The 20627-nt window shown below is 64.7% G+C and carries 19 protein-coding genes and 1 tRNA gene; 12 read left to right on the top strand and 8 right to left on the bottom strand.

Translation table 11 applies throughout. The annotated features are described in order from the left end of the window. Nucleotides 1-86: 86 nt before the first annotated feature. Together AADZ90_RS02425 and AADZ90_RS02420 are read left to right on the top strand one after the other, a co-directional pair. Nucleotides 87-162, top strand: a tRNA-Lys gene (locus AADZ90_RS02425). A 164-nt stretch (nucleotides 163-326) separates the two neighbouring features. Continuing rightward, complete coding sequence (locus AADZ90_RS02420) at nucleotides 327-1259, top strand: alpha/beta fold hydrolase (protein ID WP_367309356.1); 933 nt, start codon at nucleotides 327-329, stop codon at nucleotides 1257-1259. A gap of 34 nt (nucleotides 1260-1293) precedes the next feature. Here the strand turns inward: AADZ90_RS02420 and AADZ90_RS02415 are convergent, their stop codons facing one another. From AADZ90_RS02415 to AADZ90_RS02400, 4 genes are read right to left on the bottom strand one after another with little or no spacing between them, the layout of a single operon-like run. Continuing rightward, nucleotides 1294-2532 carry an alpha-D-ribose 1-methylphosphonate 5-triphosphate diphosphatase gene (locus tag AADZ90_RS02415; RefSeq protein ID WP_367309357.1) on the bottom strand — a complete coding sequence of 413 codons (1239 nt, stop codon included), beginning with the start codon at nucleotides 2530-2532 and terminating at the stop codon, nucleotides 1294-1296. Further along, entirely contained in the window at nucleotides 2529-3317 is a 789-nt protein-coding gene (gene phnE / locus AADZ90_RS02410) for a phosphonate ABC transporter, permease protein PhnE (protein ID WP_367309358.1), read from the bottom strand. Before phnE ends, AADZ90_RS02415 begins: the two co-directional genes overlap by 4 nt. After that, on the bottom strand, nucleotides 3314-4066 hold the full coding sequence (locus AADZ90_RS02405) for a phosphonate ABC transporter ATP-binding protein (protein WP_367309359.1): 753 nt from the start codon (nucleotides 4064-4066) through the stop codon (nucleotides 3314-3316). The genes phnE and AADZ90_RS02405 overlap by 4 nt, the downstream gene beginning before the upstream one ends. Nucleotide 4067: 1 nt before the next feature. Next, entirely contained in the window at nucleotides 4068-4922 is an 855-nt protein-coding gene (locus AADZ90_RS02400; RefSeq protein ID WP_367309360.1) for a PhnD/SsuA/transferrin family substrate-binding protein, read from the bottom strand. Between the two features lie 240 nt (nucleotides 4923-5162). Between AADZ90_RS02400 and AADZ90_RS02395 the strand changes: the two genes are divergently transcribed. Next, on the top strand, nucleotides 5163-6191 hold the full coding sequence (locus AADZ90_RS02395; protein ID WP_367309361.1) for an extracellular solute-binding protein: 1029 nt from the start codon (nucleotides 5163-5165) through the stop codon (nucleotides 6189-6191). A 63-nt stretch (nucleotides 6192-6254) separates the two neighbouring features. On the opposite strand, the gene AADZ90_RS02390 is transcribed toward AADZ90_RS02395, so the two are convergent. The 3 genes from AADZ90_RS02390 to AADZ90_RS02380 all read right to left on the bottom strand — a co-directional run bounded on the left by AADZ90_RS02390 (nucleotide 6255) and on the right by AADZ90_RS02380 (nucleotide 10463). Further along, nucleotides 6255-7937, bottom strand: coding sequence for a flotillin family protein (locus tag AADZ90_RS02390; RefSeq protein ID WP_367309362.1), 1683 nt, complete (start codon nucleotides 7935-7937; stop codon nucleotides 6255-6257). Between the two features lie 30 nt (nucleotides 7938-7967). Further along, nucleotides 7968-8675: an OB-fold-containig protein gene (locus AADZ90_RS02385; RefSeq protein ID WP_367309363.1), complete on the bottom strand. Its 708-nt coding sequence runs from the start codon at nucleotides 8673-8675 to the stop codon at nucleotides 7968-7970. A gap of 114 nt (nucleotides 8676-8789) precedes the next feature. Continuing rightward, entirely contained in the window at nucleotides 8790-10463 is a 1674-nt protein-coding gene (locus tag AADZ90_RS02380) for an ABC transporter permease (RefSeq protein ID WP_367309364.1), read from the bottom strand. A 159-nt stretch (nucleotides 10464-10622) separates the two neighbouring features. Between AADZ90_RS02380 and AADZ90_RS02375 the strand changes: the two genes are divergently transcribed. After that, nucleotides 10623-11039: a hypothetical protein gene (locus AADZ90_RS02375; RefSeq protein ID WP_367309365.1), complete on the top strand. Its 417-nt coding sequence runs from the start codon at nucleotides 10623-10625 to the stop codon at nucleotides 11037-11039. Nucleotides 11040-11143: 104 nt separating this feature from the next. Then, nucleotides 11144-11614 (top strand): Dps family protein, encoded by a 471-nt coding sequence (locus AADZ90_RS02370; RefSeq protein WP_367309366.1) that lies wholly within the window; start codon nucleotides 11144-11146, stop codon nucleotides 11612-11614. Nucleotides 11615-11624: 10 nt separating this feature from the next. On the opposite strand, the gene AADZ90_RS02365 is transcribed toward AADZ90_RS02370, so the two are convergent. Then, the gene (locus AADZ90_RS02365; protein WP_367309367.1) at nucleotides 11625-11885 is read right to left on the bottom strand and encodes a DUF1289 domain-containing protein; all 261 of its coding nucleotides are present in this window, start codon (nucleotides 11883-11885) and stop codon (nucleotides 11625-11627) included. Nucleotides 11886-12357: 472 nt separating this feature from the next. Between AADZ90_RS02365 and AADZ90_RS02360 the strand changes: the two genes are divergently transcribed. The 7 genes from AADZ90_RS02360 (at nucleotide 12358) to AADZ90_RS02330 (ending at nucleotide 20617) form a co-directional block, all read left to right on the top strand. Next, nucleotides 12358-13233 (top strand): hypothetical protein, encoded by an 876-nt coding sequence (locus AADZ90_RS02360; protein ID WP_367309368.1) that lies wholly within the window; start codon nucleotides 12358-12360, stop codon nucleotides 13231-13233. A 64-nt stretch (nucleotides 13234-13297) separates the two neighbouring features. Next, nucleotides 13298-14158: a hypothetical protein gene (locus AADZ90_RS02355; protein ID WP_367309369.1), complete on the top strand. Its 861-nt coding sequence runs from the start codon at nucleotides 13298-13300 to the stop codon at nucleotides 14156-14158. A gap of 137 nt (nucleotides 14159-14295) precedes the next feature. Next, on the top strand, nucleotides 14296-15654 hold the full coding sequence (locus AADZ90_RS02350) for a hypothetical protein (RefSeq protein ID WP_367309370.1): 1359 nt from the start codon (nucleotides 14296-14298) through the stop codon (nucleotides 15652-15654). A gap of 2 nt (nucleotides 15655-15656) precedes the next feature. After that, nucleotides 15657-17543: a hypothetical protein gene (locus AADZ90_RS02345; RefSeq protein ID WP_367309371.1), complete on the top strand. Its 1887-nt coding sequence runs from the start codon at nucleotides 15657-15659 to the stop codon at nucleotides 17541-17543. 3 nt (nucleotides 17544-17546) lie between these two features. Continuing rightward, on the top strand, nucleotides 17547-18662 hold the full coding sequence (locus AADZ90_RS02340) for a hypothetical protein (protein ID WP_367309372.1): 1116 nt from the start codon (nucleotides 17547-17549) through the stop codon (nucleotides 18660-18662). A gap of 64 nt (nucleotides 18663-18726) precedes the next feature. Next, entirely contained in the window at nucleotides 18727-19047 is a 321-nt protein-coding gene (locus tag AADZ90_RS02335; protein WP_367309373.1) for a response regulator transcription factor, read from the top strand. Nucleotides 19048-19258: 211 nt separating this feature from the next. Next, nucleotides 19259-20617, top strand: coding sequence for an ABC transporter substrate-binding protein (locus tag AADZ90_RS02330; RefSeq protein WP_411996922.1), 1359 nt, complete (start codon nucleotides 19259-19261; stop codon nucleotides 20615-20617). Nucleotides 20618-20627 lie beyond the last annotated feature (10 nt).

The following is a 20627-nucleotide window of genomic DNA, read 5'->3' as shown; positions in this document are numbered from 1 at the left end:
CCCTTAAACGCTGGGTCATAGCGGGTCCAGTAGGGGCGAATTATGGGTTGACCACGGAACGCCAGGTTTCTAGGTAGCGCCGCAGTGAGCCGATAGCTCAGTTGGTAGAGCAACTGACTTTTAATCAGTAGGTCCAGGGTTCGAGCCCCTGTCGGCTCACCACCTCACTCCTTCAGGTCCTCTTGGGTCCGATCGCACGGCGCGTTTCAGATCACATGGATCGTGATCGAGATGCGTAGTGCCTGAATTCTTCTGGAACATTTTTTGCTTACGGCATCGGTTGAGGAATGCCAGTGAGGTCAGGACGATACCTGACTTGGCTGAAGATGCTCGATCCTGAAACCATTCTCAACGCTGCGCCTGTCGCCGACAGCTTTTTCGGCGGGTTCGAGGAGCACATTGTCCGGGTCCCGGACGGTCATGTCTTTTGTCGGATCGGTGGGAATGGTCCAGCATTGTTGCTGCTCCATGGCTACCCGCAGACGTCGGCGATGTGGCATAAGGTGGCGCCGGAGCTTGCCCGATCTCATACCGTTATCTGTGCCGATCTGCGGGGGTATGGCCGGTCGGCCAAACCGTCGTCGGATGATCGGCACCTGCCCTATTCAAAGCGCTCTATGGCGGGCGATCTGATCGCATTGATGGATAGCCTTGGGCACGAGCGGTTCCTGATCGGTGCGCATGATCGCGGTGCGCGGGTGGCGCATCGGCTCTGTGCCGATCATCCGGAGCGGGCGATTGCGCTGGCGACCCTCGATATCGCGCCCACGCGTGAAATGTATCGGGAAGCCGACAGTGCCTTTGCGGCCACCTACTGGCATTGGTACTGGTTGATCCAGAAGGCGCCGTTTCCGGAGCGGATGATCGGTCACGATCCGCGTGCGTTTCTGGTCAGGAAGTGCTGTTCCGGATCTGCAGGAGCGTCGCCCTTTGTCCGGCAGGCTCTCGAGGAATATCTGGACGCATTCGAGCGACCGGAGACGATCCATGCCTCTTGCGAGGATTATCGGGCAGCCTACGGTGTGGACATCGCCCATGACGATGCCGACACGGGGAAGCTGCAGATGCCGGTTCTCGCACTTTGGGGCGCGCATGGGGCGATCGAGGCGCATTTCGATTGCCTCGCCTTGTGGCGGGAGCGAGCGGAGCAGGTCGAGGGCTTTGCCGTGACGGGCGGGCACTATCTGGCTGAGGAGTGTCCGGATGCGGTGTTGGAGGCCTGGAGGGGTTTCTTTGCTCAATCCCTAGCGGCAATCTGAGGCGATTGTCCCGTGAATCGATCTGAACTTGGGTTTATCCGACAGCACCAAGAGGCGTTCCGGCAAAGGCCGTCCGGCCTGCAACGATCGTCTGGCGAACCGCAGGTGTCGCGCCATCGGGCCAGTCGAGGAGGGTCAGATCCGCACGCTTGTCCGGCGAGATTGATCCGCGATCGTTGAGGCGCATCGCCCGGGCCGGCCCCGAGGAGACGAGGGACCAGAGGGCCGGGCGTTCCGCGCGACGCTCTGCATCCAGACGTGCGATGGCGCCAAGGAGCGACGGATAGAAGTAATCCGAAGCGAGCGCGTCGCACATGCCGGCCTCGACCATATCGGCGGCGGCCAAGGATCCGATATGGGATCCGCCGCGCATTGCGTTCGGCGCGCCGAAGATGATGGGCTCGTCTGCATCCTTGGCGGCAGTCGCCGCCTCCGTCACCATTGGAAACTCAGCGACGTCAACACCGAGCGCGCGGTAGTATTCCCGCGTCTCGGTACGGGTATCGTCGTGGCTGAGCATTGGCGCCCCCGCCTTGCGGCCCATCCCGGCAACTTTGCTGATGGTGGCATCGACTTCGCCGCGGCGGCCCCAAATCTGGCCGAGCAAGGCGCGATACTCGTCATCCGACATATTGGCGCGCTCTGCCTTCTTCGTCGTGCGCTGGACCATCCGCGCATCGTCCAGAGCAGCGATCGTGAAATCCGGGGACAACTCAAATTCGCGGTCCTGGATGGCGACGTCAAAGGCGCGCATCGTCATCGATGTGTGGTCGTTGAAGGCGATGGAGGGCAGGAGGGGGCCTGCCAGCGCTTCCTCGATCAGATCGAGCGCTTCGAAGGCGAATGTCTCCCACCTGAGCTGAATGCGATTTTCGACCATGAAACGGGGGGCGAGCGCCGTGAGGCCGCGGATGACTTCGGCTGCCCTGTCAACAGAGCGCAACCCCGGCTCCCAGCTGAGCGTGAGTGCGTGATAGGCGGTGGCAATACCGTTCGCGGCAAGCTGACGATCGGTGTCGAGAAGCGCGATGTCGAGCGGAGCAAACACGCCAGCCCGCGGCATGATCTGACGCTCGAACGCATCGCCATGCACGTCGATGATTGCAGGGGCGAGGATCAGGCCACGCGCATCGAGTGTATTGTCGGCAGCTTCCTCCCGCCCGATGCTCTGGATAACACCATCTGCGATCACCACGTCGGTTTCGACGATCTCTTCGGGCAGGATGACACTCGCTCCGGTGATCGCGAGGCTGGGGGCGCTTGTATCCTTCATTGCAATCTCCTGCGCAGGCGGTCGGTGATCCACTCCATCGCCAGCACGATGATGAAGATCGCGATCATGATCGTGGCGGCCTTCTGGTACTGGAACAGATCAAAGGCCGACTTCAACTCCTGACCGACTCCACCCGCCCCCACGAGGCCGAGGACGACCGACGATCGGATTGCTTTCTCCAAGGCGAACAAAGCGGTGCCGGTCATCGACGGCAGGGCGTCCGGGATGACCGCAGCGAGGAGGACGCCTGCGCGCGGTGCGCCGAGGGCTTGCAGGGCCTCCTGCGGGTCTTCTTCTGCGTCTTCCATCGCCTCGGCGAAGAAGCGGCCACAAAATCCGATCGTATCGACGAGGATGGTCATGGTCCCGGCAACCGCGCCGAGGCCCACGGTGACAACGAAGATGAGCGCCCAGACAAGATCGGGCACTGTCCGGAAGAGCGAGATCAGCGCCTTGAAGAGGAAAGCCGCCGCAGGAACGGGGGTTAGCCGCCGCGAGGCGAGCCAGGCGATGGGAAGCGACAAGACGACGCCGATGAGCGTTCCCGCCAAAGCGATTTGCAGCGTTTCAAGAAGCCGCCATCCCATCCTCACAAGGAAATCGGGCTCCATGTCGGGCGGCCACATCCGGCCTAGAAGGCCAAAGAGCCGTGGCGTACCTTCGGCCAGCCGCTCGGGAGAGGGGGTGACCGGAGCGATAAACGCGATGACGGCCGCCGCCCCGCCAACGATGAGAGCGAAGTGGACAGCCGACAACCTGTCGAACCGGCCGGGGGCGATGGTCATGCCGCGCGGTCCGGGAAGAGGCCGCGCAGATCAGACAGGTCGAGTTGCGAGGCGGGCCGGTCGAACACGACGCGGCCCGCAACCAGGGCCACGATCCGCGTGGCGTAGGTGCGGGCGTGGTCAAGGTCGTGAGACGTGAAAAGGAGAGTGCGATTGCCGCTCGTATCCGCCAGCCGTGCCATCACGTCATGGCCCGCCGCCGGATCGAGACTTGCCGCAGGCTCGTCGGCGATCAGGAGGCGTGGGCCCCGGACGAGAGCGCGAGCGATGGCGACACGCTGGGCCTGGCCGCCGGACAGGTTGTCGACGCGGACCGGCGCTTTCTCGGTTAGATCGACGAGCGCGAGGGCCTCCATCGCGGCTTCCCGGAATGCAGCCGGCGCGACCGCCTGATGCCAGGCGCGCCAGCCACCCGGGCGGTGCATCAGGCCATGGACGACATTTGACAACGCTGTGAGACGGCGGACCAGGGCATGATGCTGGAAGACGAAACCGACCTCCTGCCGGAGCGTCCGAATCTCGCAGGGCCGACCGAATGCGTCGATCCGGCCGGTCGATGGAACAAGGCCCACCAGGGCCCGCAGAAGCGTGGACTTGCCCGCGCCGTTCGGGCCGATGAGGGCGACCCGCTCGCCATTGTTTAGGTCCAATGAGATGTCGCGCAAAATCTTTGCCGCACCGAAGGAAACGCATAGGCCCCGCGCGGTCAGCACGGGGTCTGCCGCAGCTCTTACTGCGTCGAGCGCCATGTCAGTCGCCGACGAAGGCGCCGAAGCTGTCCACCCCGATCGTGCGGTACATGGCGCGCACGTAATCGTAATCGGAATCGTCGATCGAGCCGAGGAAGAAGCCGCCTTCGTATTTGTCGTTGTCTTCACCTTCCAGAACGGCGCGCATGATGGCCTCACCATCGTCGAGGAAGGCCGCTCGAACGGCCTCGAAAACCTCCACGTCAACGTCTGATGCCGCCACCAGGATATCATTCGGCAGGTCGGGGCCACGGGCGACGACCTTGAAGGCGACATCGGGATAGGCCTCGCGGACGCCTTCCAAGTGGCCGCGGTTCATGCCGACTGCGTCAATATCACCGCGGATCAGCGCCTCGACCGCGACGTTGCGGCGGATGATCTGAGCGTCGTAATCGCTTCCGTAGGACAGGCCGAGATCAGAGAGCGCCTGGGCCGGTCCAAGGTGCTGCGATGTCGAGCCGACGGAACCGAAGGAAACAGTTCCACCTTCCAGATCGGCGGCGCTGCCAACCTCGCTATCCGCGAGCGTTACGATCTGTGCGTAGTAGTCGGGCCGCTGCCAGGCGACGACGATCTGAGGATCCAGGATCTCTTTCATCACGACGTATTCGGCAGGCCCGGTCAGGACAAAGTTGACCTGCCCGGCACGCATCGCTTCGACCGCGGCAGTGCGGGAGGAGACGGGGAACAGGTCCACCTCAAGCCCGGTCGATGCTTCTAGCGCGGTTTCCACGGCGCCGAATTCCTGCTGCAGTTGCTCAAGGCCTTCGACGTCAGTGACGGCGAGGACGACATCTTGGGCGAGCGCAGGCAGGGGAAGGATACAGGCGGCAAGGATCAGGTGGCGGATCGACATGAAAAGCTCCTCGGTCTTCAGATCGCATCGTTCTCGACCCTTCGTCGCAATGGGCGGATGACGCTTTTGCGAAGGTTTTGAGACATCCCGGCCCGGTAGCAGAGAAGCCAGATCGCCCGATGCAACCGGGAATTGGCGGCGCTTGGCGTGTGGCGCGAAAGCAAGATTCAGGCTTGCCTCTACCGCCGGATGGGATAACTGATAAAAACCGTAAGAATTAATCCAACAGGGAGACCCTCCATGTCAGCTATCTCGAAGCCGCTCACTTTGACGGTGGGCGCCGTGCTTTTTGCGAGTGCCGCGCTGCCCGTCACTGCAGAGGGGGAGCTGAACCTTTATTCCTCACGCCATTACGACACCGATGAGCGTCTCTATTCCGATTTCGAGGATATGACGGGCATCACGATCAACCGGATCGAAGGGAATGCCGATGAACTGATCGCGCGAATGGGGGCCGAGGGCGCGAACTCTCCGGCCGATATCCTGCTGACGGTCGACACGTCGCGGCTGGAGCGGGCGAAGGATGCGGGACTTCTTCAATCGGTCGAGTCCGAGGTGCTGGAGGCGCGGATCCCCGACTACCTTCAGGACGCCGACAACCAGTGGTTCGGCTTCTCGCAACGTGCGCGGATCCTGTTCTATGACCGGGAAGACGTGACGAACCCGCCGCAGACCTATCAGGAGCTTGCGAATGACGAATACGAGGGGATGGTCTGCATCCGCTCGGGCACGAACGTCTATTCGCAAACGATCCTCGCCGCGCTGATCGAGCATCTGGGCGAGGACGAGGCGCAGGATTGGGCCGCGGCGGTGCGCGAAAACTTCGCCCGCGATCCGCAGGGCGGCGATACCGACCAGCTGCGCGGCATCGTGTCGGGCGAGTGCGATATCGCCATGTCGAACACCTATTACTTCGGCCGCGCGATCCGCACCGATGTTGAAGGCGTCTCGGACAGCCTGGAGCAGATCGGCTGGGTCTTCCCGAACCAGAACGATATCGGCGCCCATATGAATCTCTCGGGTGGCGGCGTTGCAGCCAATGCGCCGAATCTCGAGAATGCGGTGCGGTTCCTGGAATATCTCGCCTCGGATCAGGCGCAGGAATACTTCTCAGCCGGGAATGACGAATATCCTGCGGTACCGGGCGTTGCGCTCAGCCCGTCGGTCGCGCAGCTCGGGTTCTTCAAGCCCGACGATGTGGATCTGAGTGCCGTGGCGAAGAACGTGCCGGCCGCGCAGCGGATCTTCAACGAGGTTGGTTGGGAGTAATCGTCCCTTCCGAAAGCAAAACGGCGCCCCGATGGGGCGCCGTACTTCGTCTGGTGGCAGAGATTATTCCGCCGCGTCGATCATCGGGGGGTGCTTCGGCGCCTCGTCTTCCTTGCCAGGTTCGTCGACATTGGCGATCGCGCTTGCCGCAACTCCGGCCAGCCCGTCCTCCATCGACACGCCCAGCTCTTCGCCCAGCTTCTTCATCGCGGGCAGTTGGATGGCCATGCCGAGGATCGAGTCGAGCGCCTGATTGACCGGCGCCTTGTCACTTGCGCCGACCCCACCCGAAGCCCCGCCAGCACCATTCATGCCGGTGACCTGGTGGATCTTGATCGAGTCGATCTTCTCCGCCGGCTTGACCATCTCGGCGATCACCCGCGGCAGAGCTTCCAGCCGGGCCATGTCGACCTTCATGCCGATGATTGCCGCATCGGTCGCGTTCTCGGCATCGACGATGGCGCGGCGGCCTTCGGCTTCGGCCAGAAGATCGCTCTTCTTGGCTTCCGCCCGGATGGAGATCGCATCGGCATCGGCCTGCGCCTCTTCCCGGCGGGCCATCGCGCGGTCTTCGGCGGCGTCCTTTTCGGCCTGCGCGGCGAGGCGGATCTTGGTCGCCTCACGCTCGGCCTCCTGGGCGGCCGCGATCAGCGCGATCTGCTTCTCCCGCTCGGCGGCGGCGACAGAGCGGGCGGTTTCGATCGCTTCAGATGCCTTGATCGCTTCGGCGCGGGCCGTGTCGGCAGAGGCGCGGGCGCGGCTTTCTTCCTCCGACTTTTCGGCGATGGCGATCTGGCGGTCCTGATCGGCGACCTCAAGCTCGCGATCGCGGGTGATCTCTGCCTCGCGGATAGTCCGCTCGCGCGCGATATCGGCGGCGCGGATCGTCTGCTCCCGGGCGATGCGGGCGCTTTCCTTCTCTTTCTCGGCCTCTTCCTGCTGGCGCGCGATCTCGGCCTCTTGCGCCGCGCGCAAGGTCGCGACCTGCTGGGCCTGTGCGATCGCTGCCTCTTGCTCGTCCCGCTCGATCTCGAGCCGCTGACGTTCGGCTTCCATCGCCGCGCGGCGCACAGCAACGCTCGCCTCCGCATCAATCTGCGCGCGCTCTTTCTTCGAGGTTGCAATGACCTCGGCCAGCTTGCGCATCCCGACGGCGTTGAAGGCGTTGTTCTCGTCCAGGGCTTCGAACGGCGTCTGGTCGAGCGCGGTCAGCGAGACCGATTCCAGCTCGAGCCCGTTCTTCAGAAGGTCGGCGGAAACGGCGTTCTGCACTTCTTGGACAAAGTCCGACCGGTTCTCGTGTAGTTCGTCCATCGTCATCTGGGCCGCCACGGCGCGCAGGCCGTCAACGAGCTTGCCTTCGATCATCTCGCGCAACTGGTCGACATAGAAGGTCCGGTCGCCCAGCGTCTGGGCCGCGCGGCTGATCCCCTCTTCAGTCGCGTTCACGGATACGTAGAACTCGACGCCCACATCGACGCGCATCCGGTCCTTGGTGATGAGTGCGCCGTCGCCGTTGCGTTGCACTTCCAGCCGCAGGGTCTTCATGTTGACCGGGCTGATCTCGTGCAGGAGCGGGATCACAACCGTCCCGCCATCCATAATGACTTTTTTGCCGCCCGAGCCTGTCTTGACGAGGCTGATCTCGCGGGTGGCCCGCCGGTAGAGCCGCGCCATGACGAGGCCTCCGAGCAGCAGGAACCCGAGGACCGCACCGACGGTAACCAAGAGCATAGTCAAATCCATATTCATCTCCTTCCAGTGACTTTGTTGAAATCAGGGGGAGTCGAGCCGGACCAGCCGATACCCCTCTCCCCCGCGGTTGCGCAGCACGAGGACCCGCGCGCCCTGTGGAATGGTCTCTGCATCGTCGAGCGGTTCGGCGCGCAGGTGATGCAGATTGCCGTGCCGGTCGGTGACGCGCACCTCGGCGCCCGACCCGCGCCGCGCGGTGCCTTGCGTCACCACGCCCATCCGCCGCCCGAGGCTACGCTCGGACATGGCGGACGTTTCGGTCTTGGGAACGAGCCGGGCGAGCGTGCCGCTGAAGCCGCGGGCGAACCAGAGGCCTGCCGCCCCGGCGGGCAGTGCCGCGATCCAGGCATTCAGCGGGGTGCCGAGAATGCCCGAGAGTACGGATTGCCCAGCCAGCCCGGTGATGCCGAAGCCCAGAAGCAGGGCGGCGAACCAGATCACGATCGGCACCTTGCCGAGGCCCAGCCAGGCCATGGGGCTTGTCGATGCCTCGGCTGCAGCTTCGGGCGCCTCGATCCCGTCGAGCTCTGCCAGGTCGAGTTCGCCGACCTCCACGTCCAGCTCGATATCGAGGTCCAGATCGGCATCGAAATCGGCCATATCGGCGTCGGCTCCAAGGATCGACCCGCCGACCAGGCCAAACACGAGTTCCATCGCGAGAAGCCCCATCAACAGGGCGAGCGCAAGTGTGAACGGCACGAACGGCGCCGTCAAAAGAAGGTCGAACATCGGCCTCCATCCTCAACAGTATTCTTTGGTATACTTTCTATATGGGAAGCTCACGCTTCCGTTACAAGTCTGCTTTCCCAGACTTATCAGTCAGATGGGACAGCTTCACCAAGCTCAGGCGCGCTGGGCCGCGACCCGCCGGCAGAGCAGGATCACCGGCACCAGCCCGATCGCCGCGATAACGAGGCTGGGCACGGCCGCGCCTTCAAGCCGCTCGTCCGAGGCCAGCCGGTAGGCCTGAACGGCCAGCGTGTCGTAGTTGAAGGGGCGCATGATGAGCGTTGCCGGAAGCTCTTTCATCACGTCGACAAAAACGATGAGCGCACCGGTCAGCAGGCTGGGCCTGAGAATGGGAACGTGGACCCGGCGCATCGTGCCCCAGACGCCCGACCCAAGGACGCGCGCGGCGGCGTCCACGTTCGGGCTGACATTGGCGATGCCGCCCTCGTAGGCGCCGATGGCGGCGGCGAGGAAGCGGATCATGTAGGCCATCAGGAGCGCGGCGATGGAGCCTGTTAGAACGAGGCCGGTCGAGACATCGAAGGTCTGGCGCATCCAGGCATCGAGGCCATTGTCCAGCATGGCGAAGGGGACGAGCAGGCCGACGGCAATGACGCCCCCCGGAACGGCATAGCCCAGCCTTGCGACGTGGAGCGCGCCGAGCGACAGCCTGCCGGGCCGGAAGCGGTGCAGCGTGCCGAGGATGATCGCAGCGCCGATCGTCAGGACTGCGGCTATCAGAGCCAGCGTGATCGAGTTGCGGATGAAGCCGAGATAGCGGTCGCTCAGCAGGTCCTGACCGGATCCGATGGCCATGACGGTCAGGGCAATGGCTGGGATCAAGGCTCCGAATAGCACTGGGAACGTGCAGATCGCGGTGGCGGTATAGCGGGCTGTCCCTTTCAACTCTCTCCGAGCTGCGGGTTGGGCGCGATTGGCGTGGGTGCGGCCGTCGCCGCGGCTGACCCGCTCGATCAGGACGAGGAGGAGCGCGAAGGCCAGAAGGCCCAAGGAAAGTTGGGCCGCGGCGGCGCGGTCGGCCATGGTAAACCAGCTTGTGTAGATGCCGGTCGAGAAGGTCTGGACACCGAAATAGGCGACGGTGCCGAAATCGGCGATCGTCTCCATCGCCACCAGCATCGCGCCCGACGCGATGGCGGGCCGGGCAAGGGGAAGAGAGACGGTGAGGAAGGCCAAAAGCGGGGTTCGGCCCAGGGCGCGGGCGGCGGTGTAGGTGGTGGCGCTTTGGGTGAGAAACGCAGCCCGGGCGAGGAGATAGACATACGGATAGAGGACGAGCGTCAGAACGAAGGCCGCGCCGCCGAGCGACCGGATCTCGGGGAACCAATAGTCTCGCGGGCCCCAGCCGGTCAGATCCCTGAGCAGGGTCTGAACGATGCCGGGATGGTCGAGGACGTGGGTGTAGGCATAGGCCAGCACATAAGCCGGGAAGGCGAAGGGCAGGACGAGCGCGATTTCGAGGATCTTGCGGCCCGGAAACTCGGACGAGACAACCAGCCAGGCAGTTGAGACGCCGATGACGATCGCACCCGTTCCGACCAGGAAAACAAGGGCGAGCGTGGATCGGATGTAGCGGGGTAAGACCGTGTCGGCGAGGTGAGACAGGGTCTCGGCAGAGCCCGATAGTGCCGCGATCAGAACGGCGATCCCGGGCAGAAGGCACAGCAAAGCGATGGCGGTCGCCGCGGCCGTCAGCGCGCGGAACGGGATGCGGCGGCGTCGGCCTGGCTGGGGCACGGTGCTGCGGGGGGAAAGGTCTGCTGTCATCACGCTCTGATCGGGGCTCGGTCGGGTGTATCGTCTTTGCCGCACGAAAGAAAAGGGTGCCGCAGGTGACACTAAGGTCGCCTTTGCCTATCTCTTAGTAATATGATCGGATTTAGAGGAAGGCGACTCGCCGCAAGCGGGCGGGAAGGAGAGCAGGATATGGGCGCCGTCAGTTATCTTACCGCGTTTCCGTCCGAGGAGGCCCGGGGGCCATCCCTGGTTCCCCCTGTTTTTCTTGATGAAATCCGGCAGGTTGCGCTGGATTGCCGGTCGGCGGCGCGGACCGATCTGTTTCGCGCCTGTGCCGTGCTGTCAACGCAGCCCGAGGTTGCCCGGACGGCCTATGTCGAGACGTTGATGCGCGGGCTGGCGCAGGCCTTGGGCAAGGCGCCGGTCACCTACAGGCCCGGTGTCGCGCAGATGTCGTTTGATGAGGCCTGGATTTCCCGGATGGTCCTTGCGGCGCGGGATGGCGACGACGACAGCCTGAGTTTTCTGCTGCGCTCCCGCCTGCCGAAAACCGCGTGGCGGAACGTGGCTTCGCTGGTTCGGGCGATCGCCGGGACCGCAGATTAGAATAATTCTAAAAAAGGCTTTGGCTTCTGCGGCGAATGACTTATCTCTGTCTCGCAAGCCAGCTTTAGCCAGCCAGCAGGACCTATAGAAGGAGAGGGCATATCATGACACAGACCGCCGTTGCGCTGGAAAAAGATGCGAAAGAGGCAATTTGCGAGGCGCTGAACCAATGCGTCGCCGAAACCAAGGTGACGACGATGCTGGCGCAGAATTTTCACTGGAACGTCAAGGGCATGGCCTTTGGCCCGTTGCATGAGCTGTTCCAGACGATTTATGAGGATCACTTCGTTGCCGAGGATGATCTGGCCGAGCGGGTGCGCGCGTTGCAGGGCCACGCCGAAGGCACGCTGGCAGGAATGCTCGACCGGTCGAAAGTGACCGAGCATGACGGGCATGCCACCGACAAGGAAATGATCGCGAAGCTGATGGAGGCCGAGGAAACGCTCGCCCTGACGCTGGCCGGATCAGGCGAACTGGCCGCCAAGCATGGCGACACGCTGACCGAAGACCTGTGCATCGAGCGGGGGCGCCTGCACGAGAAGTTCGCCTGGATGCTGCGGGCGCATCTCGGCTAGGGTCGCGACCCTAGGCGGCGAGGTCGTTCTGTAAGGGCCGGATTTTCTTGCCCTTTTTCGCACATTTCCGCAGATAGGCGGGCGCCCAGGCTTTGTATTTGCCCATGGCGGCCTGCTGCAGGACGAGCATCTCGAGGAAAGCCTCGCGGTGCTTGTCCTTTTTCAGCGCCTTGAACATCGATTTCTGGTCCTTCGTCATCGAACAGCCGATGCAGTGACCGGCGCGCTTGAACTTGCAGACGTCGATGCAGGGGCTTGGGATCTTGCTCATTTCGCTTTCTCGCCAGGACGCAACACCTTAATAGTTGAGTGAAATACTCTGGTAGGTCAACGCGGCATTCTGGCCGTCGGCGCCGCTCAGGCCGATTCGTTCGGGAATCGCTTTGTTAACATGAGGTCCGGGGCGAAAATCGGCATGTCGGCACTACGTCGGAGGTTTGTCGGCATCTCGTCGGAGGGCAAGCGCCTGAAATGCCCGGATTAACCGAGCGTGCGGCGAGATTTCCGGCGCAACGTATGGAGACAATCCGGGGCCTCAGCCGGTGATTGTCGATACTGCGGAGAGCCCGATTTTCGCTCTCCAAGCTGCCGCCGCGTCAACGCCTGTCAACCCTCAGTGGTGAGGGACGCTCACCCTGGGTAGTGCGCCTGTGCGACTATCGGGGCGCGATCCCGTTTGAGACCATCCTGTCATGAATGTGCGGCGGCGCCGGTCCTCCGCCACAGCAAGCAGGAGAGCTGCGATGAAAGATGGTTTCGACTACGACGACTTCGAGGAGGACGAGTTCGCCGCTGAAGGGTTCGACTACGATCCCGAGGATGAGTTCGGAGAGTCCGACGACCTCCTGATGGAGGATTACGAGGACGATTGGGACGGCGACGGGGAAGATTTCGAACTGAGCGATGCGATAGACGGCATCGACGAGTTCGGCTTTCTCAAGAAGGCGTGGCGCAAGATCAAGCGCGTGGCCAAGAAGGTCGCCCCGATCGCCAAGAAGCTGGCCCCCTGGGCGGGCCGCGCCATCGGGATGGCGCTGGGCGGTCCGGCGGGGGCGGCCGTTGGCGGCAAGCTGGGCAGCTTTGTCGGCAACCTGGAGGACGAGGAAGACTTCTACGGCTACGAGGAGGCCGAGGACGAGATCGACAGCGAAGACGAGATGGATGCCATCGCCGATTTCCCGCCCGATGCCGAGGACGAGGAAGCGGCCGAGAACATGGCCCATGTCGCGTCGAAGACGAAGAAGCCGGCCGAGGCCGGGGCGCTGGCCGCCGCCTCTGCCGCAACGCTTGCGTCGAAGGCGCCGCCGAAGGTCAAGAAGGTGATGCCGGTCGTCAGTGCGGCCTCGTCTAACGTGGCGCAGGTGATGACGAAGGCACCGAATGCCAACGTGCTGAAGAAGACGCTGCCGACGATCCAGAAGCGGACCATCGCGACGCTGACCAAGAAGGCCGCGAAGGGCAAGACCGTGACGCCGGCGACGGCCAAGCGGGTGATGGCGAAGCAGGCGATGAAGGTTCTGAAATCGCCCAAGCAAATCGCCAAGGCGCTGGCCAAGAACGAGACCAAGCGCCGGTCGCTGAACAAGAAGGCCGTGATGCGCGCCGAGCGCTTCTATTGAGCCGTTGCCGGGGCGGCGCCTGGCCGCCCCGCCCCTTTCCCCCGCGATCGAGGAGCTGTGAGCGATGCTGGACCTGCTGGATGACGACGAGATGAGCTACGAGGGGCTCGACGGTGAGATCCTCGATTTCGAAGACGACGATCCGTTTAGCGATGATGAGGATTGGGAGGACGACGAGGATTGGGAAGATGACGAGGACGAGTGGTTTGGGGCGATCGTCTCAGGTCTGAGCGGAGCCGCGGACGCTGGCTATCGTAAGCTGGTCAAGTCCAATCGCTTCAAGAAATGGGCGAAGGAACGCAAATATCAGGACGATTCAGGCAAGTTTACTGGAGGAGCACGCCTTGTAGACGCCGCTATTCGCGGTGGATTGGGCGGCCTTCGGATTGCCGCGAATACGCTCATCAGCGAAGACGCTGATCCTTTCGAGCCCGAATACGAGGCCGACCAGATCGACCTTATGGAGGCGCTGGTCGAGGACGCGCTTGACGAAGAAGGCGATGCCACGGATGCGGCTTTGGCCGCCGATGAGATGGTTGCGCGGAGCTTTGGCGTCATGCGGGGCTCGCGCGCGCTGCGGCCGATCATGGCGCGGCTGGCCCGTGAGATGCGGATGCTGATGTTGCGCGCCCGGCGGGATCCGCGGCTTCGGCCGGTGGCCCGTCTGGCGCCGCTGGCGATGCGCCGGACGGCGGTGATCCTGATGCGGATGGCCGCTGCGCGGAAGCGGGTGACGCTACCTCTCGCGATCCGGATCTTCCGGGCGATCCTGGGCCGGCTTGCGCGGTCGAGCCGCTATCGCCAGGCCGGGCTGCAGCGGGCGCGGATGCGGGCCAACCGCCATCGCGCGCGCCGCGGATATGCCCGCCCGCAGATGCGCCGGGCGCCGCGGCGCCGGCCCTCCTCCCGCCGGGCCTATTACTGATGGCGCGCCGGCGCAGCATACGCCGCCGGGTCCGCCGTGCGCCTGCGCCCAAGCGCGTGGTGCGGCGGGTCCGGCCCGCTGCGCCCCGGCAACGGCGGCGCGGGTTCCTCCCACCGCGCCGCCACCGGGCGGTTCGGGTGCGGCGACCCCTGGCCGCGCGGCGGGTGCGGATCGTCCGGCCTGTGGTGACCGTCGCCCCGGCGCCGCGCCCGGCGGTCCGGCCCGCGCCGCTGACGGCCTCGCCCGAGGTCTCGCGCCGCTGGGTCCGCTCGCAGGTCGTCAATGCGCGGCGGCATCTGGAGCGGCTGCGCCCCTTCAAGCGGGAATGGTTCGGCGATGGGCTGGCGCGCCCGCGCGAGGCGAATATCCGGGCCGCGAATGCCCTGGTTGCGCGCGAACGGGCCAAGCAACAGCGCCGGATCGAGCGGCTGGAGGCGGCGGCGAAGACGGCGCTTGCCGATCCGCGGCCCGCGCGGTTGATGCCATTTGTCACCCTGAAGGACCGCGTTGCGTCCGGCACGCGGCAGACCGAGGGGATCTGGTATTTCTACGACGCGATCTTCGCCCAGCGCAAAGGCGTCTTCGCCAACGAGTTGGCGGCGATGGATCGCATCGCGCTCGATTGCTATCAGAGCTGCTATATGGGCCTGGGCCGTCCGCGGTCGCTGCCCACGCCGCCGCCGATGGCGTTCACCGAACCGGCAAGCGGGCCAGCCACCTACCGACGCGGCGTGCGGGTGCCGAAGCTGGCGCGGCGGGCCAATCCGTTTCCGCTGGTCCGGCTGCCGTTTCACCGGATGATGAACCCCTGGTCGCTGGGGGCTGTGCCGCACGAGATCGGGCACAACATCCACGCCGATCTGGGGCTGTGGAGTGTCACACCGCGTCTGTTGCGTGACCGGCTGGCGCGGCTAGGGATGCCTGGGCGGGTGCAGGCGACCTGGGCGCGCTGGCACAAGGAAATCTATGCCGATCTGATCGGGATCCTGCTGATCGGGCCGGCCTATGTGGAAAGCCTGATGGATGTGGTGGGCAAGTCGCCGTCGCGGGCCGTCGCGTTCCGCGACGGGGCAGTGCATCCGACGTCGTATCTGCGGCCCTTCATCTCGACCGAGCTTTTGCGGCGCACGGGGTTCGCGGCGCAGGCCGATGCGCTGGATGACGGATGGCGGCGGATCTACGGGCCGGGGATCGTGCGGCGGCTGCCGGCTGACATCCACCGGACGTTTGCGGCGGCAAACCGGGCGGTGGTGGCGGAACTGACGCAGAAGCCGATGCGCGCCTATGGCGGCAAGAGCCTGGTGCAGGTCGTCCGCTTCCGGCCGGAGGATCTGGCGATCCAGCGCGAGGCGGCGGAGCGACTGGCGCAGGGGACGAACCCCGGGATCGCGCCGGCGCGGTTCTTCATCGGGGCGGCGCGAGAGGCGCTCGACCGGAAGCTGGCGCCGCCCGAGACGATCGTTCGGAACTTCTACACGGCGCTGACGGGGAAATAGCCATGGTGCGCGAGATCGACATTACCGACCTGACGGCGGCCGCGAAGGCGGCGCGCGACGCGATCCGGGACTTCGCGGATCTGACGCGGGCGCTGTTCGAACAGTCCGGCGACCCGGAGGACGGGCCCTATCTGGCCAAGGTCCTGCGCCGGGAAGAGGACGACGTGCGGACGCTCGTCAAGGAGCTGGATTACCTGGCCGATATGCCTGCCGAGAAGGCGCGGGCCCTGCCGCTCGACCTGGCGCGGAAGCGGGCGTTGGCGCGGCGCAGTTCGGTGCCGAGCGAGGAGGCGCGGATCTTCGATCCCGACGAGATGCACGCCGCCGAGGTGCTGTCGGGCCTCGAGGAGGCGGTGGCGAGTGGTGATCTGACCGCCGCCGAGGCCGACCGGTTCCGCGCCGCGCAGAGGCGGATCATGGCGGCACATCCGGCGCTGAAGCGCGAGATCGAAGCCACCATCCTACGGCTCGACGAGCCGCCAGACAGCGGGCCTGCGCCCCCTGAACCCCACACGGTCTCTGCCACGGCGGAGATGTCCAACCCCAAGGAGCCCCCAATGCCCCAAGACAGCAATGACAACGGCACCCTGCAGGACCTGGTCGACAGCGTCTCGCGCCTGCAGGGCAGCATCGGCGGGACCGGGACCGGGACCGGTTTCGAAAGCAGCGCGACCGGTGCCTTTTCGGCCTTTGATAGGGCGCTTGGACAACGGCTCTCTGTCGTTCTGGGCGTACCGGATCTGGCGAGCGACAGCGCCCGGTCGCTGGAACCCGACGACTTACTGACCAAGCTGGAAACCGGACTGAACCGCAGTGTCATTTCCGAGATCGAGGGCGGAGAGACACGGTTCCGGTTCAACCCGGTGAGGGCGCAGGGGAGTTTCCTGGGCGGAAGCAGCGTGGCGTTGGGCAGCCAGCGGATTATCCAGCAGACGCTGCGCGACCTGCGCGGGCCGTTCCTGAGTGCCGTGCGCAGCATGGAGAACGAGACGGCCCTGCCCGAACAGGACGAGGCCGACGATCTGCGCCTTGCGGTGGAACGCGCCTATGACGAACTGATCGGCGAGGCGGGAGCGGCGACGGGGGTGTATCTGCCCCGGGTCGATATGCTGATCCGCCAGATGGTCTTTGACGTGATCCGACTGGCGATCCTTTATGACGTGAAGGACGAGTTCAGGCATCTCTACTATCTGATCGACAGGATCGATGCCGTTTTCGTCAGCAGCGGCGAGAACCAGCTGGCCATCTGGTACGAGCAGTCTTTCCTGGCAAAGCCGGCGGACGAGGCGGTCGATGATCTTCGAGATATGCGGGAGCCGCCGAAGCGGCTGAGGAGCCAGGACATCTCTATCCTCGTGCCGGAGGCGAACGATGCCGCGCTCGTCATCGCGATCGGGTTTCTGCAGCAGGTGCAGGAGCTGATGTCCGGCGATAGCGGGCTGAGCGGGATGATCGGTCAGATCCGGGCGCTCAACGATGCGCTCGCCTCGAACCTCGTGCGGATCCGCCCGGCGCTGGATGCGGCCGGGCTGTCCGGTCCGGACAGCGCGACCGTCTTCCTCAATCCGGGAGAGGATTATCCCAACGGGATCGACCTTGGGCGGCTTCTGTCCTGGATCGAGGCGTCCTGCATCTCGGACCGGACGACGCTGACGCGGCCCGATCTCAACCGGTCGGATATCGGCCGGATGTATGCGGCACGCCGCAGCCAGCTGGATGCGATCAGTGCGATCCGCGACGAGGCGTTCGCCACGATCCCGTCAAACGAGTTTTCGCTCGGGCGTCGCGAGATCCGCGAGATCAGACGGCAGCTGGACCAGATCGTGACCCAGCTCGAAGCCATCCTCGACCTGTCCGGACGGACGGGACGTACAGTTCAAGGAGACTGACACATGTCCGACGACTATCGCACAGTGGCGGAGATCGAGGCGCTTCTCGGGAAGCTCGCCGCGACCAAGGAGAGTTTCGTGGCCGATGCGCGGGCGGCTCTTCTCAAGGATCCGAAGCTGGCCGAGGCGCTGAACCAGCGGTTCCGCGACCTGGCTTCGCTGATCGACGAGGCCGAGCGTGACAAGGAGGCGCCGGTGGATCAGGGGCTGACCAAGCTCGTCGGGCTTGGGGAGGATGCGCCGGATCATTTCGAGGACACCCGCTATATCCCGTCGGTGCCGGTCTATGACGACCAGGTCAGCCGCGAGCGGCTGCTGGCGACGGCGGACCTCTACTACCTCTTCCAGATGGAGCAGAGTTCGGTCTTCCGGGCGGTGCTGAAGCTGCAGGAGCTGTTCCGGGCGGGCTCCGTCCGCCTGAGCGATGGGGAGGGCGCGGTGCGGCTGTTCCGGTTCGACCGGCATTCGACGCTGCGCTACACCCTGCGCGAGCGGCGGGCGGCCTACCGGAAGGTGTTCAACTACACCGATGCGACGCCGCCGAAGGGATCACGGCCGAACACGCCGTTCCACAAGCTCTTCACCAGCTTCAACCTGAGGGTCAGCCAGTTCTTCCAGGACAAGCGGGTCAGCGACGTCATCCGGCCCGATGGCAGCCGCGAGAGCTTTGGCTCGATGGCGGTTGTCCGCCGAGCGGGGCTCGACCTGCGGTCGAACCTGCGGCACGTCTCTTACGGCCATGTCGCGGTGATGCGGACCGAGGTGATGGGGCTTCTGGAGGCGGCGTTCGCCATCCTCGACAGCGACGATGTGAAGAATCTCTTTGGATCGCCAACGGCTTGGGACACGCTGGAGGAAATCCAGTCGCGGTATCTCGACGAGGCGCCGGTGGCGTCGCAGCGGTCGCGGATGGCGGTGGCGGGCCGCGATGTCTTGAGATGGCTGGCGGAGCCCTACCTTCTGTCGAACATACGCGTGGATTTCGAGACCTATTTGGAGGATATTGTAGATCAGTGTGACGACTGGCTGACGAGCGCGGAATCACTCGGCCTGCAGAAGTCCTCGGGCCTCCGTTCCTCTGCCAAGGTCGTTCCGCTGCGGGTCGGGGCGCGGCGCTGATGCGCCCCCGCCCGGATGCCGTTGGGCACAGAGTTTGGTGCGAGTGTATTGATGGAGTACTGGCATGATTTTGCCGCGTTCAGGGGGCTGCCCTCCGGGCCCCGGAAGCTGTTCGGAGGGTGACTTACGCGACAGGCTGACCCCGAGGGAGCTCGAGATCGCCCGGCTTGTGGCGAACGGGCTGACCAACAAGGAGATCGCGCGAGCGTTGGATATCAGCCACTGGACGGTGGCGACGCATCTGCGGCGCATCTACTCGAAGCTGGAAGTCAAACGCCGGACAGAGCTTGGCGTGTCGGTGCTGATGCTGGCCGGGCCCTGGTCAGGCGACCCGGTTCCACCGGCCCGGCAGGCCGCGCCCCAGAAGGCCCGGAAAGCGGGCTGAGACTGGGCACCGCTGACGCTGCGCCAGAAATCCGTTGCTCTTTTTGGTCCTTGGGGCAATCCTAAGGATCGGGAGGAGTTCGATGTGATAGCGGTAACAGCCTGCGGGACAAGCTGGCGTTGCTGCACGGTTCCGCCATGGCGGCCTCCCCGGATATGCGGATGAAAGGTCAAATCCGCACATCTGTTCGAGAGGAACAGGGAGGACCCGTATGACCTTGCACATGATCAAGCAGACTGGCGGATTGATGGCGGCGACAGCGATGGCGCTGGTCTTCGGCGCGACGGCGGCGATGGCCGATATCAGGTTCTGGACGACGGAAGAGCAGCCCGAGCGGCTGGCGCGCCAGCAGGAGATGGCGGGCGCGTTCGAGGCCGAGACGGGGATCGCCGTCGAGGTCATCCCGGTGACGGAAAGCGAGCTGGGCACGCGGGCGACGGCGGCCTTCGCCGCGGGCGATCTGCCCGACGTGATCTACCACCCGCTGCAATATGCGCTGCCCTGGGTCGAGGCCGGCATCCTCGACGCGGAGTTGGCGACGGAGGTGATCGAGGATCTGGGTGCGGACACCTTTGCCCCGGGGGCGCTGGCCATGGCGGCGACCGAGGATGGCTATGCCAGCGTGCCGGTCGACGGCTGGACGCAGATGATCGTCTATCGCAAGGACCTCTTCGAGGAGAACGGGCTGGAGCCGCCCACGACCTTCGAGAACGTCCTGGCCGCGGTCGAGGCACTGCACAACCCGCCCGAGATGTTCGGCTTCGTCGCCGCGACCAAGGTGGACGAGAACTTCATGAGCCAGGTGCTGGAACATGTCTTCCTTGCCAACGGCGCGACGCCGGTGGGCGCGGACGGCTTCACCGGGTTCGAGACGGGCCCGACCGTCGAGGTGCTGGAATTCTACAAGGCGATCGCCGAGGCCAGCCCGCCGGGCGAGCTGTACTGGGACCAGTCGCGGACGCTTTATTTCGCGGGCGACGCGGCGATGATCATCTGGTCGCCCTTCATCCTGGATGAACTTGCCGGTCTGCGCGACAGCGCGCCACCGACGATCAATGACGATCCGACCTCACCCGAGCTGGCCTCGCGCACCGGGATCGTCACGAACTTTGCCGGGCCGTCGAACCCGGACGGCGCGGCTTGGGCCGACATCCGGTATTTCGGGATCACGGCGGATGCGGATATCGAGGCGGCGCAGGATTTCGTGCGCTTCTCGATGGACGAGGGCTATACCTCGACGTTGGCCATCGCGCCTGAGGGCAAGTTCCCGGTCCGGCGCGGCAATGCGGACGATCCGGAAGCCTTCGTGAATGCCTGGGCGGAGTTGCCCGTGGGTGTCGACCGCAAGGCGCCGCTGGGCGACCTCTATGAGGCTGCGATGATCGACGAGATCGTCGGCGGGCTGAACGTGGCCCAGCGCTGGGGTGTCGAGGACGGGCAACTCGCGCTCGCCTCGAAGATCGTCAACAGCCAGGTCATCAACCGCGTCGTGCGGGAGTTCATCGACGGCCAGATCAGCGCCGAGGATGCGGTGACCGAGATGAACGAGGAGCTTGCCGCGATCGAGTAGGCCCTTGTTT

The sequence above is a fragment of the Aestuariibius violaceus genome, from assembly GCF_040779325.2.
In the GTDB taxonomy this organism is placed as follows: Bacteria; Pseudomonadota; Alphaproteobacteria; order Rhodobacterales; family Rhodobacteraceae; genus Aestuariibius; species Aestuariibius violaceus.
This window is presented reverse-complemented; position numbering and strand designations above follow the sequence as displayed.